Origin of the sequence: Wolbachia endosymbiont (group B) of Chorthippus parallelus (assembly GCF_947251815.1) — a bacterium.
Classification (GTDB): Bacteria; Pseudomonadota; Alphaproteobacteria; order Rickettsiales; family Anaplasmataceae; genus Wolbachia.
This window is the reverse complement of sequence record NZ_OX366390.1, coordinates 104198-118927: the sequence shown is the minus strand read 5'-3', so window position 1 is coordinate 118927 and position 14730 is coordinate 104198. Positions and strand designations below refer to the sequence as shown.

General features: G+C 33.8%; 13 protein-coding genes and 2 pseudogenes. 7 read left to right on the top strand and 8 right to left on the bottom strand.

From position 1 onward, the window contains the following. The first annotated feature begins 71 nt into the window (after positions 1 to 71). Both OPS21_RS00610 and hisS read left to right on the top strand, forming a co-directional pair. Entirely contained in the window at positions 72 to 644 is a 573-nt protein-coding gene (locus OPS21_RS00610; RefSeq protein WP_006015115.1) for a NifU family protein, read from the top strand. Next, a complete protein-coding gene (hisS, locus tag OPS21_RS00605) occupies positions 641 to 1864 on the top strand; it encodes a histidine--tRNA ligase (RefSeq protein ID WP_264336367.1) in 1224 nt (407 codons plus the stop codon). The genes OPS21_RS00610 and hisS overlap by 4 nt, the downstream gene beginning before the upstream one ends. On the opposite strand, the gene surE is transcribed toward hisS, so the two are convergent. Both surE and OPS21_RS00595 read right to left on the bottom strand, forming a co-directional pair. After that, positions 1861 to 2631, bottom strand: coding sequence for a 5'/3'-nucleotidase SurE (gene surE, locus OPS21_RS00600; RefSeq protein ID WP_264336368.1), 771 nt, complete (start codon positions 2629 to 2631; stop codon positions 1861 to 1863). The two genes, hisS and surE, sit on opposite strands and share 4 nt — an antisense overlap. Before the next feature lie 202 nt (positions 2632 to 2833). Further along, positions 2834 to 4258, bottom strand: coding sequence for a hypothetical protein (locus OPS21_RS00595; protein ID WP_264336369.1), 1425 nt, complete (start codon positions 4256 to 4258; stop codon positions 2834 to 2836). Positions 4259 to 4384: 126 nt separating this feature from the next. On the opposite strand from OPS21_RS00595, the gene OPS21_RS00590 reads away from it, so the two are divergent. Together OPS21_RS00590 and OPS21_RS00585 are read left to right on the top strand one after the other, a co-directional pair. After that, complete coding sequence (locus OPS21_RS00590; RefSeq protein WP_264336370.1) at positions 4385 to 5659, top strand: APC family permease; 1275 nt, start codon at positions 4385 to 4387, stop codon at positions 5657 to 5659. A 61-nt stretch (positions 5660 to 5720) separates the two neighbouring features. Continuing rightward, positions 5721 to 7007: an APC family permease gene (locus tag OPS21_RS00585; RefSeq protein ID WP_264336371.1), complete on the top strand. Its 1287-nt coding sequence runs from the start codon at positions 5721 to 5723 to the stop codon at positions 7005 to 7007. A 28-nt stretch (positions 7008 to 7035) separates the two neighbouring features. On the opposite strand, the gene OPS21_RS00580 is transcribed toward OPS21_RS00585, so the two are convergent. After that, on the bottom strand, positions 7036 to 7461 hold the full coding sequence (locus tag OPS21_RS00580) for a hypothetical protein (RefSeq protein ID WP_265027650.1): 426 nt from the start codon (positions 7459 to 7461) through the stop codon (positions 7036 to 7038). 138 nt (positions 7462 to 7599) lie between these two features. On the opposite strand from OPS21_RS00580, the gene OPS21_RS00575 reads away from it, so the two are divergent. Continuing rightward, positions 7600 to 8622 (top strand): aspartate-semialdehyde dehydrogenase, encoded by a 1023-nt coding sequence (locus OPS21_RS00575; RefSeq protein WP_264336373.1) that lies wholly within the window; start codon positions 7600 to 7602, stop codon positions 8620 to 8622. Between the two features lies 1 nt (position 8623). Here the strand turns inward: OPS21_RS00575 and OPS21_RS00570 are convergent, their stop codons facing one another. After that, on the bottom strand, positions 8624 to 9700 hold the full coding sequence (locus OPS21_RS00570) for a 5-(carboxyamino)imidazole ribonucleotide synthase (RefSeq protein WP_017532205.1): 1077 nt from the start codon (positions 9698 to 9700) through the stop codon (positions 8624 to 8626). Positions 9701 to 9806: 106 nt separating this feature from the next. On the opposite strand from OPS21_RS00570, the gene apaG reads away from it, so the two are divergent. Continuing rightward, positions 9807 to 10211, top strand: coding sequence for a Co2+/Mg2+ efflux protein ApaG (gene apaG / locus OPS21_RS00565; RefSeq protein ID WP_012481895.1), 405 nt, complete (start codon positions 9807 to 9809; stop codon positions 10209 to 10211). A gap of 202 nt (positions 10212 to 10413) precedes the next feature. On the opposite strand, the gene OPS21_RS00560 is transcribed toward apaG, so the two are convergent. After that, positions 10414 to 12012 carry an ABC transporter permease gene (locus OPS21_RS00560; RefSeq protein ID WP_264336374.1) on the bottom strand — a complete coding sequence of 533 codons (1599 nt, stop codon included), beginning with the start codon at positions 12010 to 12012 and terminating at the stop codon, positions 10414 to 10416. A 130-nt stretch (positions 12013 to 12142) separates the two neighbouring features. Between OPS21_RS00560 and trhO the strand changes: the two genes are divergently transcribed. Continuing rightward, positions 12143 to 12988 carry an oxygen-dependent tRNA uridine(34) hydroxylase TrhO gene (trhO, locus tag OPS21_RS00555; protein ID WP_264336375.1) on the top strand — a complete coding sequence of 282 codons (846 nt, stop codon included), beginning with the start codon at positions 12143 to 12145 and terminating at the stop codon, positions 12986 to 12988. Here the strand turns inward: trhO and OPS21_RS00550 are convergent. The 3 genes and pseudogenes from OPS21_RS00550 to OPS21_RS00540 all read right to left on the bottom strand — a co-directional run. After that, positions 12985 to 13398: a hypothetical protein gene (locus tag OPS21_RS00550; protein ID WP_264336376.1), complete on the bottom strand. Its 414-nt coding sequence runs from the start codon at positions 13396 to 13398 to the stop codon at positions 12985 to 12987. The two genes, trhO and OPS21_RS00550, sit on opposite strands and share 4 nt — an antisense overlap. Positions 13399 to 13512: 114 nt before the next feature. After that, a pseudogene (locus OPS21_RS00545) lies at positions 13513 to 14261 on the bottom strand (IS5 family transposase). Positions 14262 to 14348: 87 nt separating this feature from the next. Further along, positions 14349 to 14690: pseudogene (locus OPS21_RS00540) on the bottom strand (IS4 family transposase); the annotation flags it as partial. Positions 14691 to 14730: the final 40 nt, after the last annotated feature.

The following is a 14730-nucleotide window of genomic DNA, read 5'->3' as shown; positions in this document are numbered from 1 at the left end:
TGAATGACATGTATATTTTTTTATCATTTTATGATTAAATAGTAACAATTATAATTGTCATGGTAAATAACATGTTTATCCAGATTGAAGAAACACCAAACCCAAACACGCTGAAATTTCTTCCTGGTTTTGAAATTCTGAGCGAAGGAGAAACAGCTGATTTTTCAAATGCAGATGAAATAAAGAACTCTAAACTAGCAGTAAATCTTTTTCAAATAGAACATGTTGTAAGAGTATTTTTTGGTCATGATTTTATTTCAGTAACAAAATCAGATAGAATGAATTGGGATATAGTAAAGGTGGAAATTTTAACTACAATTATGGATCACTTTACTTCTGGTGGAAAAGCATTTGATAAAGAAGGAGTAAGTGATAATAAAATGCTAGAGGAAGAATTCTTTAATGAAAATGATATAGAAATTGTAAATAGAATAAAAGAATTGATGGAAAGTTATATTAAACCTGCAGTTGCTCAAGATGGTGGTGATATCAAGTTCCGTGGCTATAAAGACGGAATAGTTTACGTTGAACTGCAAGGAGCTTGCTCTGGGTGCCCAAGTGCTGCAATTACCTTAAAACAAGGAGTGCAGAATATGCTAAGCTATCACATACCAGAAGTTTCAGGTATAGAGACTATGCTATGACTAATCAAACAGTTAAAGGAACGAAAGATCTTCTGTTTGATGAATGGTATAAATTTAAATACATAGAGCAAACAGCAAATAGAATCTCAAGTTTATACGGCTTTTTACCTGTTCAAACTCCGATATTTGAATACACAGAAGTCTTTACAAAGACTTTAGGTGATAGTTCAGATATCATAAATAAAGAGATGTATACTTTTATTGATAAAGGAGGAAAGAGCATAACTCTGCGTCCTGAATTCACTGCAGCTATTGTTAGGTTACTCATTGAAAAAAAACTGCAAACACCGATAAAATTATTCTCAACAGGACCTGCATTCCGCTATGAAAGACCACAAAAGGGACGACAAAGGCAATTTCATCAGATAAATTTTGAGATTTTTGGCATAGAAGATCCGAAAGCTGATATTGAATTGATATCACTTGCTCAGCATTTACTCACTGAATTTGGCATCAATGAGAATGTAAGACTGGAAATCAACTCTTTGGGTGAGAGTGAAACAACAAGTAAGTATAGAGAGGCTTTGATATCGTATTTAAAAAAGTTTCAAAATGACCTATCAGAAGATAGTCAAAATAGATTGATTAAAAACCCACTCAGAATATTAGACTCTAAGGATAAGATAGATAAAGAAATAATCTCTGACGCACCAAAAATCAGTGATTATTATACAAAAGAATCTTCATATTTCTTTGACCAGGTGTTAAATGGACTGCAAGCTCTTGGCATACCTTACACTGTAAATAGCAAATTAGTTCGAGGTCTAGACTATTATTGTCACACAGTATTTGAATTTGTCACAGAAGATTTAGGTGCACAAGGAGCAGTTTTTGCCGGTGGAAGATACGATAATCTAGTATCTTCAGTAGGTGGAAAACACACTCCAGCAATAGGATTTGCAGGGGGGATTGAGCGTATAATGGAATTAATCAACTATGCTGAAAAAAAAGAGAGGCCTATTTATATAATTCCAATCGGTGGAGAAGCTGAAGAACATGCTCTAACACTTGCAAGTGAATTACGCAGAAATGGTTTATATGTGATTTACGAATATAGTGGAACTCTAAAAACCCGAATGAAAAAAGCAAATCAAGCAAATGCAAAAGTTGTATTAATCTTTGGTGATGAAGAGCTAAGCAGTAAAACTTTAAAAATTAAAAACATGGACACGGGTGAAGAAAAAATGATTACTCGCGATAAAATCGTAGAAAATATCTAATCAGAAGCAATAGGAGTGTTAGCTATAGAAGAAAATTCCTCTGCACAAGAATTTTTCATAGCATTTAATATATCATAATCTGTAAAATCTAATTTTATCGGTGTAATAGTAATAAAACCTCCTTTTATTTTATTTATACTACCACTGCCTGAGTGTTCTCGAGACCAATTTAAGCTCAAAGAACCATTTAAGTTTTCAGTAAAAGTTAAATCACCATCAATGTTATATTCACCTTGTTCAGCAAATTCGACCCCTTTCACTTTTTCTGTAGCAGGAAAATTTACACTCATCACTACATTTTTAGGCCAACCAACTTTAACCAGTTTGGCAATAACCTTTGGTGCAAAAATCTTTGTATTGTGCCAGTTTATTTCATTGCGATAAACTTGGCTTAGCGCGATAGAAGGTATAAACCTTGCAGCACCTTCCATTGCAGCACCAATTGTTCCTGAATAACAAATATCATCTCCGACATTTGATCCAATATTTACTCCAGATAATATTAAGTCTGGTTTTTTATTCATAATCTTATTTAGTGCAATAATGACACAATCTGCGGGAGTACCAGACACACTAAACTCCCTTTCACTATGTTGACTTATTTTAATAAATTGCTTTACTGGATAGTCAAGAGACCTTGCAGCTCCACTCCTATCAGTATCTGGTGCCACTATCCATACTTCCGATGCAAAATTGTGTGCAATTTCTTTAAGTAGTCTTATTCCTTCACTTTCAAAACCATCATCATTTGTTATCAATATTATCATATGTAATACTCACCTATCAAAGTATACTAATGAGGTTTGAAGTTTCTTTTCATAACCATAACAAAGAACCTGCTATAAATCAATAAGGAAAAATTAGAAGACGGCCAGATTGCCATCGTTTAGTTTGCTGTGAGTTAACTGTAAATACCAATTTTAGCTTCACGCCTAACTCACAATCAAAGCTTAGGCAAGTCTCAGAGCTCTAAGCAGCAGAGAATCTTGTATGCCCTGCAAAAAATGCTTTCATCTTTTCAAGATAAGTAGATGGTTTTTCAGGGATTTCTATGTTATCTATTACAGCACTTACTGCTTCCTTGATATCCTCATCTGTAATTAGTTCTTTCAATTTCTGCTTTATAGGGCCCCTTCCAACTTCTTGACCATATCTATTATAATAATCAATATACAATTTATTAAAGACAAATTGCTTTGCCTCTTCCATCAACTTACCCATACTATCTTTTACTTCAAGATCCATATCATTCTCAGAGTAGAAATTGTCAAAATTATCCTTTAAAATCTTCATCTTTTTACTTTTACAATGCTTAAGAAACTCTTCCGTAATGCTCGGCATTCTTTCGTATACTTGAGCATTTACCTCGACTGTAAAGTTGTTTTTTGCTTCAAGACAACTAAGTGAATAAATAATACGATTAAACATTCCAAGATGACATGCACCACTTCCTTCTTGTAAACGCATGAGTAACATGCATTTTAGTAAGTCTACATCTAACTTCTGATTCTTAGCTGCAGCTAAAACTAAGTTTGCAGCTTGTGTTAGCGTTAATCCAGTTCTTGATTCTCTATAAGTTGCTCTATTGGAGCCATTAAAGTTAAGATAAAGGTTTAATTGCTCTTTTTGTGGAGGTGTAAGCTCATCTGAATTATTTATGTAGTCTGCAAACTCTTTATTGAGCATATTTGGTTGATTTCCGAATTTCTGCTTTAAGTCTTGAGCGCATTGGAGAATGCTGTATTCAAAACTACTCGTATGAACACTCTGACTGCCGGTGCCTACATCACTTACATTAAACAAAAAGCTCATTTGCTTTACACTTAAACCCAGAGGCGAGAAGAGCTTTATCAATGGATACTTTATTAACTCAAGAAGTGCCACTGGAGCTAGCAATACATAATTTAACAATAATAAACCAAAATTGAATATAAGAAACCCACGTAGAGCTGATACCTTTGATGCAACGTACAAAAATGGAAGCTGTAGGTAATATATTAAGTGTATATTGAAGAATAGGATTTTGTCCTTTAATTTTATTGTTGGATCTTTATAAATCTCAAATAACATGCTATTACTATCAATGTTGTCGTTTTTAAATGAGTTATAGTTGTTTATGACTTTGTCTTGTAAAGGAAGAAGCATTTTATTCAGACAAATAAATGCAGCGATAACAATAAAACCTGTAGCAAAAAACGCTAGTACAGGGCTAGAGGTACTTGTAGATAAGTAGGTATAAAGATTACTAATTAAATCAGTACAAGGGCGAACTAGAATTGGATCAAGGATATAGTTAACAAGAAGACTTAAATAATGATAAATATAATAATAAATGGCAAGTGATAATAAAATAAAAGCATAAGTAATCAGGAGTTTTTTTAATCTCGGATTCATAAACCATCTCTTAATATACTTCTCATTATATGCTTAAATTAAAAAAATGCAAATTAAAAAGATCAATTGAAATTTTCGAGCTTCAGCTATATTGTTAATATATTCAGATAAAAATTAAACATTGTCGTGTCAAATAAAATAGGCTTTTTGGCTATTTTCGCCTTGGTGATCAGTAGCCAAATCGGCTCTGGAATTTTTATGCTCCCAATTAGCCTTGCACCATACGGCGCTTATAGCCTCATAAGCTGGGTTATATCAGGATTTGGTGCTATATCTCTTGCTTTAGTTTTTGCTTCACTCTGCGCAAAATTTCCAGAAACGGGTGGTCCTCATATTTATGTGAAACATGCCTTTGGCTCTACAGCAGCTTTTTTTGTTGGCTGGACATATTGGGTAAGCTCGTGGGTAAGCTCAACAGCTGTGACAATTGCAAGTATCGGTTATTTAGCCCCGCTTTTTCATAATGATATACAAGATATACGTTTGCTTTTAGAAATAACATTAATTTTAGCTATCATGCTAATAAACTTAAGAGGGGTAACTACTGCTGGGCATGTTGAGCTTCTTCTGACCATTGTTAAAATTATCGCACTTCTTGCAATACCCATAGCAGGATTATTTTTCTTTGATAGAAATAATTTTGTTGTAAGTGAGGAAGTATCAAACTTTACGATGTCTCAAGTCCTTGCGCGCTCTACACTCCTTACTCTATGGTGTTTTATTGGACTTGAATCAGCAACGGCACCTGCAGGATCTGTCAATAATCCCTCTAAAACAATACCAAGGGCTATAGTGCTTGGAACAGTCTGTGTTGCTGTGATATATTTCATCAATAGTCTTTCAATTATGGGATTGATAAGTGGTAATGAACTAGCTAGTTCAAAAGCACCATATGTTGATGCGATAAAAATTATGCTTCCAGGTAATTGGCATTTAATTGTTTCTGTTGTTGCCTTTATCGTTTCTGTAAGTAATTTAAATGCTTGGTTTTTAGCTGATGGACAGGTCACCTTAGGCCTTGCAGAAGATAAGTTAATGCCGCAATTTTTTGCCAAAAAAAATAAGCACGATGCTCCTTTTTGGGGAATAATACTCAGTACTTTGGGGGTGCTAGTTTTACTTATTCTAACATCAAACAAAAGTTTTGCTGAGCAAGTGACTTCAATAATTGATATCTCTGTAGTGTCATTTTTATTTATCTACTTAGCATGTAGTCTTGCTTTTCTCAAAGTTAATATAGAAGAGAAAAGCTACTGCAAATTTTTAATTGGAGGTTTGGCTATATCTTTTTGCTGTTGGATAATATACGAGACTTCTATAAAAACATTGTTAATATCAAGTCTATTCCCTTTGAGCGGAACACTTATTTATCTACTTTGGTATCATAAACTAAAAACTTAACTTAAATTTTTTATTTGCTAAAATTCTTAGCTGGCTTACATTAATAGAATTAAGAGGTATTGTGTCAAATAAAATAGGTTTTTTGGCTGTTTTTGCTTTAGTCATTAGTAGCCAAATCGGCTCTGGGGTTTTTATGCTTCCAATTAGCCTTGCGCCATATGGCGCTTATAGCCTTATAAGCTGGATGATATCAGGAGCTGGTGCTGTGTCTCTTGCGCTAGTTTTTGCTACACTATGTGCAAAATTTCCAGAAACAGGAGGTCCTCACGTTTATGTAAAACATGCTTTTGGTTCTACAGCAGCTTTCTTTGTTGGTTGGACATATTGGGTAATCTCATGGGTTAGTACAACAGCTTTAATAGTTGTGGGTGTTGGCTATCTTACACCATTTTTCCATGAAGATATCAAAAGTATGCGTTTATTTTTAGAGCTGTTGTTATTTACAATCATTACATTAATAAATTTAAGGGGAATAGCTACTGCAGGGCGCGTTGAGTTTCTGCTCACGATTGTGAAGGTTGCTGTATTGCTTGCAATACCTGTAGCAGCACTGTTTTTTTTCGATAGAAACAACTTTATTATAAGTGAAGAAATACTAAGTCTTACAAAATCGCAAATTCTTGCCCGCTCTACACTCCTTACTTTATGGTGTTTTATTGGACTTGAATTGGCAACAGCACCTGCAGGTTCAGTTGATAATCCAGCTAAAACTATACCAAAAGCTGTGGTGCTTGGCACAGTTTGTGTTGCTGTTATATATTTTATCAACAATTTTGCAATTATGGGATTGATCAATGGCAACAATTTAGCAAGTTCAAGAGCACCATATGTTGATGCGATAAAAATTATGTTTTCTGGTAATTGGCATTTAATTGTTTCTATAGTTGCATTCATTTTTTGTGTTGGCAGTCTAAACGCTTGGGTTTTATCTAGTGGACAAGTTGCTTTTGGTCTTGCAGAAGATAGACTAATGCCAAAATTCTTTGCTAAAAGGAACAAGCATGGCTCTCCTTTTTGGGGAATAACAGTTAGTTCAATTGGAACTGCAGTTTTACTAATTCTCACTTCAAACAACAATTTTGCCCAGCAGATTACGTCGATTATTGACTTTTCTGTAATTTCATTTTTGTTCGTTTATCTTACATGCTGTTTTGCCTTTCTAAAGGTTATTATAAAGGAGAGGAGTTGTTATAAGTTTTTAATTGGTAGCATAGCAACAACCTTTTGTTGTTGGGTGATATTAGAAACCCCTGTAAGTACTCTGCTGATTTCGAGCCTGTTTACTGCAAGTGGCATACCCATTTATTTATTGTGGTACTGCAAGACTTCTGTGCAACAAATTCAGTAGTGAGAGATGCACTTTAAATGGTTAATATTTATGGGCCAAGGTTTTTTTTCTCTTTATCTACTTGTTCAATATTACCATTCTCAAGTTTGCTACCTACTTCTTCTGTTCGTTTATTATCTATGTAGATCTCATTTTTTGCTTTATTAGAAAGACCTATTTGCAATTGAAGTTTTTTATACTCTTCTTTTTCAGGCGTGAAAATTTTCACTAAAAATCTTCCTATTATTGGTATTGAACTTAAAAAATCCTTTAGTCTGAAAGGTTCTTGCTTTTTATTTGATAGATACTGATCTGTCTTAGGAATTTTTACACCATACTTTTTATCATCAAAATTTATCGCTGGCTTGCTTTTTTTCGAAAGAACATCTTGAATCTCTAATCTATTGACTTTTTCAGGCTTTTGAAATGCAGATACTGCAGATTTGACCTTAGTGTCATCATGTTTTTTACTCATTTCATTCTACCATGCAATATTACTAGTATCTTATAATTATAACTAAATTATGGTTAATTGCAAGGTAAAAATATTAAAGTAATTGTAAATTTTATCAGTAAAAATATAATATAGCTTTAAAATCAAAGGTTTATTTATATGGGATGTAAGATTGCAGTTATTGGAGCAACAGGAAGAGTAGGGCGTGAGGTATTAAGCGCGCTTGCCGAGTTTCAAGACGAAGGAAAAATTTCAATAGATTCTGTTGTTGCTTTTGCATCAAAAAAATCAGAGGGAAAAAAGGTAAGTTTCGGCGATGAAGAATTAACTGTCTTAGACCTTGAGAACTACGATTTTGTTGGAATTAATATAGCAATTTTCTGTGCTGGGTCTCATGTTTCCGAGAGATACGTACCGATTGCAACTGAAGCTGGATGTATTGTCGTAGATAATACCTCTCGTTTTAGGATGAAAGAAGGCGTGCCACTAGTTATTCCAGAGATCAACAAAGATAAAATTACGGAGTATAAAAACCATAACATAATATCTAATCCAAACTGTACTACAATACAAATGTTGCTGGCATTACATTTATTACACCAAAAAGCAAAAATAAAGAGAATCGTTGCTTCAACTTATCAATCAACTTCTGGTGTAGGTAAAGCAGCAATGGATGAGCTTTACAATCAGACAAAAAAAATCTTTATGAATGAAGCTAAAAAACCTGAAATATTTCCTAAGCAAATAGCATTTAATTGCATTCCTCATATAGGAGAGTTCATGGAAGATGGTTCTACAAAAGAGGAGTGGAAAATGCAAGAGGAGGCAAAAAAAATTTTAGAAGAGGATATAAAAGTAACTGCAACTTGTGTCCGAGTACCTGTTCTTGTTGGTCATGCTATAGCAGTAAATGTAGAATTTGATCAGCATATAACTGAAGAAGAAGCTCGTGAAATGCTCAGTGAAGACGATGGAGTTTTAGTGCAAGATAAGCGCGAAGATGGTGGATATATGACTCAGATTGATGTTGTGCAAGAGAATGCCGTATACATATCGCGTATTAGACAAGACGATACCGTTAAACACGGATTAAATATGTGGATAGTAGCTGATAATCTACGCAAAGGTGCAGCACTAAATATAGTGCAGATCTTGGAGATCTTGATCAAAGAGCATTTATAGCTCAATAGCTTAAATCTATATTGACATGTCCCATTTTACGCTTGTCCCTAACCTCTTTTTTCCCATATATGGTTAAACTAGCTTTTTCGTTGCTCAAATATTTGTGAGAATTATATATATCATTACCTATTATATTTTTTGTCATGCAAGGAAAGCGTAATACTACTTCCTGCATAGATAGCCCGCATATTATCCTAACTAGCTGCTCGAATTGACTAACGTTGCATGCATCCAAGCTCCAGTGGCAAGAATTGTGGGGTCTTGGGGCCAGTTCATTAACTAGTAATTCATGATTTTGAGTGATGAAAAATTCAATAGCTAGAATTCCTACTACATCAAGTGCAGTTGCTATTTTCTCTGCAGTTTTTTGTACCTCTTGGGCTAATTTATTATCTATTTTAGCTGGTGCTATTGAAGTATTAAGTATTCCGTCAACGTGGTGATTCTCTGCTATAGGAAAAAAAGCTACTTTACCGTTTTTATCTCTTGCAACGACTATTGAAACCTCTTTCAGTAAATCAACACTTGCTTCAAGAATGTACTCTTTATTCCAATCGAAGGAAGCAAATTGCTTCAGTTCAGAATCATTTTCAATCACATATTGTCCTTTTCCATCATAACCCATTTCTGTTGTTTTTAGCCTCACTGGATAGCTAAAAGTTTCACTACTTTCTAGTAGCTGATTATAATTTTGTATACTTTTGTAATCAGCAGTTTTTATGCTTAAATCTCTAATAAAATCTTTCTCTCTCAGCCTATTTTGCGAAATGTGTAACGCCTTTTTACCTGGATAAAAATCTGTATGCTGCGACACAATATCAATTGCACTACATGGAATATTTTCAGACTCAATAGTGACTAAATCCACACTCTGTGCAAAAGATTCAAGTGCCCTCTTATCACAGAAGTCTGCTATTGTTAAATCATCAGCAACAGAACAAGCTGGATCGTTTTTAGTACTGGCAAAAATATGCGTTTTGTGCCCAAGTTTTATTGCAGCGATAGCAGTCATTTTACCTAATTGCCCACTTCCTATTATTCCTATCACTTTTTTATCCAGTGGATCTGTTTTGTTCATCATGTAGATTAATATTTCCTAGTTAGAGTACGATAATATGCTTGGAAAATCTATGAAAAAAGTGTATAATTGAAGTGTGTTAAACTTTTATCATGAACACTTTACGATGACCATGAAATACACACTTATTACTAATTCTGTTGAAGTTACAGTTTTGCCAATTTACATTGAAGAGCAATCCATTCCTTATGAAAATTGTTACGTATGGATGTATAATGTTAAGATAAAAAACAAAAGCTCATCAACCATTCAATTATTAAGTCGCTATTGGCAAATAATAGATCATAAGGGGAAAATAAATGAAATTGCCGGAGTTGGTGTTATTGGAGAACAACCTGTAATAAAATCTGGAGAGGTATTCAAATATACAAGTGGAACATACTTAAATACACCATCAGGAATAATGCAGGGTAAATATGAATTTCTGAACGAAGAGAGCATAAAAACCTTTGATGTTATGGTACCACCCTTTTCCTTAGATAGTCCATACGTTAACACTAGACCTCATTGATCATCAAGATAGTGTATTTGTTTAAGTGCATCTGAAACCAGTGCTTCTTGTTTTGTCATTTGAGCTTCCATAATGTCATCCGAGTAGCTGATACTGAGATCCAACTAAGTTGATAAACACGAAAGCACCGACCATTTGCTTCTATAGTTGTCTTTTTTCATCTATCTTATTTTGTTACTCTGCTGAACAGATGCAAAATAGTTTATTTTTGATTCTTATCATCAAGTGTGAATAAGATTATTGTAGAGGTTAAACCTATAATAACTATCATTAACGAAAATGGGGCAGCTTCTCTGTAACGCTCATCGCTGACAAGTTCATATACTCTAGTTGATATAGTTTCAAAATTAAATGGTCTGATAATTAGTGTTGCCGTGAGTTCTTTTACCGTATCCATAAACACGAGCAGAAATCCCGATAGTATGCTTTTCTTGATAAGGGGAATATGAATATTCAGGCACGTGGAAATAGGCCCATGACCCATAGTATATGCAGTCCATTCAATTTCATTTGGTGTTTTTTTGAGTCCCGACTCTATTGCTTTGAAAGATATAGCAAAAAAACGAAATAAATATGAGTAAACTAATGCACCAATAGTTCCTACCAAGCTAATTTCGACAATATATTGAGTAATGAAAGAGGATATTCTGCTTAAAAACATTATTATGCTAATTGCAATAATTGCGTTTGGAATTGCATATCCGAGAGAAATGAGACGTGCTATATTGCTTATTACCTTATTTTTACGTGCTGTATATCCAATAATTATCGCAATGCTAATTGAGATTAATGCGGTAATAAATGATAAACCAACACTATTTGCTATTATATTATAGAATCTTGCTTCATATATGAAAAACCCCTTTTCTATGCTCCAATATATAAGTGGAATCATTGGTAAAATAAAGCCTATTAATATCGGCAATAAACACATAAGATAAGAAAAGATCAATGATATAGAACCGTTTATACTACGTTTATTGTGATAATCTGCATTAGTATTGATTGAAGAGTAAGATATTTCTCTTTTTTGTAGTTTTTTCTCGATAACTATTAGTGTTGCAACGAAAATCAGTTCTGCAACTGCCAAAACAGTAGTTGAATATTTGTCATGCAATAAAAACCAAGTACGGTATATTCCTGTCGTGAAAGTATCGATAGCAAGAAACTGTGGTGTGCCGAAATCTGTAATTACTTCCATTAGTACCAAGGATAACCCAGCTATAATTGATGGACGTATGGAGGGTATGATGACAGAAAACAGACTCTGTAATGAGGAGAACCCAAGTGTTGATGCAATAGTGACTGAGTTACTAACGCTCTTTAGACTTGAGCGGACCAACATATAAACGTATGGATATAGACTAAATCCCATTACTAATATTCCACCACCTAGGGATTTGATCTCGGGAAACCAATAGTCACCTTTGCCCAATTGAAAAGTATCTCTTAACAAGCTCTGAATCGGACCTGAAAACTCTAGCGTATTTACATAAACAAACGATACTATATATCCAGGAATTGATATCGGAAAGAATAAGGCAATCTCAAAAATTCTACTTCCGGGAAACGAAAAAAATGTAGTAAGCCAAGCTGGAATTACTCCAAATATAAAGGATATTAACCCTACTCCTACCATCAAAATCAACGTATTGAGTATATATTCAGGAAAAAGTCTACTAATTACCCATCCAGAGTTTGCTGATTCTGTAAATAGAATCGATATTAACGATAGTATAGGGCAGACAAATAATACACTTACTAAAAACAAGAATATATTTTTAAATACTCTCAGAAACATTAACTTGAATCTATATTTGATATTAAAATGTTATATGCAAAAACTAAAGATATCCAGTAATTAACAGCCGTCCTATTGAATATCTTCATAATTTTATATATTATGTTTTAAATCGATAAACTAATTAATTATGAGTTTTGTCATTGCAACTTTCTATCATTTTGTAAAACTCTCTAATTATTATGACATGAAAGATGAAATAAAAGTTGCATGCGACAATGTCGAATTAAAGGGTACTATACTCCTTGCAGAAGAGGGTATTAATGCAACCGTATCTGGTGAAAGAAACGCAATTGATAAAATACTTGATTTTCTACGTTCTGATTATAGACTAAGGGACCTTACATGGAAAGAGAGTGCAGCAGAATATCAACCATTTAGTAAGATGAAAGTGAGATTAAAAAGAGAAATTGTGAATCTTGGTGTAAGTAATCTCGATACTTCCGTTAGAGGCCAGTACGTTGATCCAGAACATTGGGATGATTTTATCTCTCAACCTGATGTTTTAGTGATAGACACACGAAATGAATACGAAGTAAAACTAGGCAAGTTTAAAAATGCAATCAATCCACACACTCAACGTTTTCGCGATTTTCCTCAGTGGGCAGAGTCTTTCTCTGAGAGTAAAGATCTGAAAGTGGCTATGTACTGCACTGGTGGAATCAGATGCGAGAAATCTACAGCATATATGAAAAGCCTTGGATTTAACGATGTTTATCACCTTAAAGGCGGTATTCTTTCCTACCTTGAAAAAACTGGTAATAAAAGTGGTAGTTGGGAGGGCGAGTGTTTTGTTTTTGATGATAGAATTGCTGTTGATCATTCACTCGCCCCAAGTGATAAAATAAAATGCATATTCTGCGCAAGTAAAGTTTCAACTGATGAGCTGAAATCAGTTCCACGTGGCCAGGTGGTTTGCTCTGATTGTAAATCTTTAAGTATTGAAAGAAAGCTAGAATTCAATACGAACCTCTAACAACATCTGCTTATTGCACACTTACTAACCTCAATTTTATCAAGACATTTACCTACGACATAGCCCGCTCCAGCTCCAAGTAACGCACCAACTATAGCAAATGCAATCAACACTACACCAGAACCGCCAATAAGAGCTAAAGTTTCTTGCCATAAACAACATGCTGCAACTAGACCAGCAACTAAACCAATTCCTGCACCTCTGCACCTAAGTTTCATATTATTACTAATATTGTAACCTCTTCTAGATTTTATGTTATGACTAGTATCATGATCTCCAAAACCAAATTCTTTTATATCTGTTCTTTCTTCTATAAATTTGATAAGCTTACGTATTTCTTTGTTACTTGTGTCGTTATGCAAATCATATAAATTTATAACGCCATCCTTTACATATTTTTCAAAATTCATTTTATTTTTCCATACTATTAGAATATATTTTATTACACTTAATGTCTTAATAGTTGGTAAATTCCCATATAAGAATAAGTAGATAATCTTACCACTATAGGTGGGACTAAAGCGCTATAAGAACCTGTTTAAAATCTTCGTAATTAGGAGAGAAACGAAGGAGAGAACAATCATCTGTAGGCTAGTATTAAGTTTACGCTCACAATTTTTCCACAATCGTCTACATTTTTCTAACCAAGCGAAAGAGCGTTCGACAACCCATCTCTTTGGAAGCACAACAAAAGAATATAACTCACTGCGCTTTATAACCTCAACAGTTGCACCGATAATATCTTTTATTTGAGTTGCAAATTTTTCTCCGGTGTAACCTGCATCAACAAGTACATTTTTGACCTCAGAGAGATTTTCTTGCGCACTTTCAACCATTTTCATAGCACTGCTGCGATCAGTTGTGTCTGCTGTTGTTACATAAATTGCATGTGGTAAACCCTGCGTATCAACTGCAATATGGCGTTTTATGCCTGAAATCTTTTTACCAGCATCATAGCCTTTACTTTCAGCGGTATCTGTATTTTTAACACTTTGGGCATCAATTATACAGAAACTGGTTTTCTCTTTTCGACCATTGTTGCTCTCCAACTAATTTTTTTTAACTAGTAAACTTGATTCCTCTCCATTCTTTTTATTCCAAGCTTGAAAATAGTAATATATACCTTGGAAAGTTCTTTGGTCTACTGGCAGCCACTTTTTAGGACGTATAGCACTCCATAAAACACATGATATAAGTCAAGTTTTCTTGGTTTTGTTCTTTTTCTACTATTTTCTAAAATTGCTCTGATTTTTTCAAATTGCTTTCGACTTATATCACTTGTTTTGCATAGATATACCTCTTTCTTAAATCTATGCCTATTTTACCTCATCTCTCCAAGATTCTTAACAGGTTCTTAGGCAAAGCTACTATCCAATAACTTGACGCTTTTAAATTGCTGCAAGATTCTACAATCAATTTGCAGGGTATTTTAAAATAAAGCCATTGTACATTCTTTTCATAAATTCTACTGCTTCTTTAGTAAACCTGAAATCTAAACCCTGTTTCGTTATTATCACAGATTCTTCATTTAATAATCGACACATTGTATCTATGCTGCAGTTTGTAACCCCTATATTACCCAAAATTATAGCTTTTATGAATCATCAATTACTCAATTTTCTCTTCCTTTTCTGTTTCAATTATTTGCCATTTCATTAAAAAATTTGTTGAGGTAATTTGATAAGCAAGTTATTTTATTCATCATTAGTTCTCTCACTAAAATATATCCGAGAGAATTTTAT

Bases quoted from the DNA above. Each gene is read 5' to 3' on its own strand.
- OPS21_RS00595 (WP_264336369.1), bottom strand. From the start codon at position 4,258: ATGAATCCGAGATTAAAAAAACTCCTGATTACTTATGCTTTTATTTTA.
- trhO (WP_264336375.1), top strand. From the start codon at position 12,143: ATGAGTTTTGTCATTGCAACTTTCTATCATTTTGTAAAACTCTCTAAT.
- OPS21_RS00580 (WP_265027650.1), bottom strand. From the start codon at position 7,461: ATGAGTAAAAAACATGATGACACTAAGGTCAAATCTGCAGTATCTGCA.
- OPS21_RS00610 (WP_006015115.1), top strand. From the start codon at position 72: ATGTTTATCCAGATTGAAGAAACACCAAACCCAAACACGCTGAAATTT.
- OPS21_RS00570 (WP_017532205.1), bottom strand. From the start codon at position 9,700: ATGAACAAAACAGATCCACTGGATAAAAAAGTGATAGGAATAATAGGA.
- hisS (WP_264336367.1), top strand. From the start codon at position 641: ATGACTAATCAAACAGTTAAAGGAACGAAAGATCTTCTGTTTGATGAA.
- surE (WP_264336368.1), bottom strand. From the start codon at position 2,631: ATGATAATATTGATAACAAATGATGATGGTTTTGAAAGTGAAGGAATA.
- OPS21_RS00560 (WP_264336374.1), bottom strand. From the start codon at position 12,012: ATGTTTCTGAGAGTATTTAAAAATATATTCTTGTTTTTAGTAAGTGTA.
- apaG (WP_012481895.1), top strand. From the start codon at position 9,807: ATGACCATGAAATACACACTTATTACTAATTCTGTTGAAGTTACAGTT.
- OPS21_RS00575 (WP_264336373.1), top strand. From the start codon at position 7,600: ATGGGATGTAAGATTGCAGTTATTGGAGCAACAGGAAGAGTAGGGCGT.
- OPS21_RS00550 (WP_264336376.1), bottom strand. From the start codon at position 13,398: ATGAATTTTGAAAAATATGTAAAGGATGGCGTTATAAATTTATATGAT.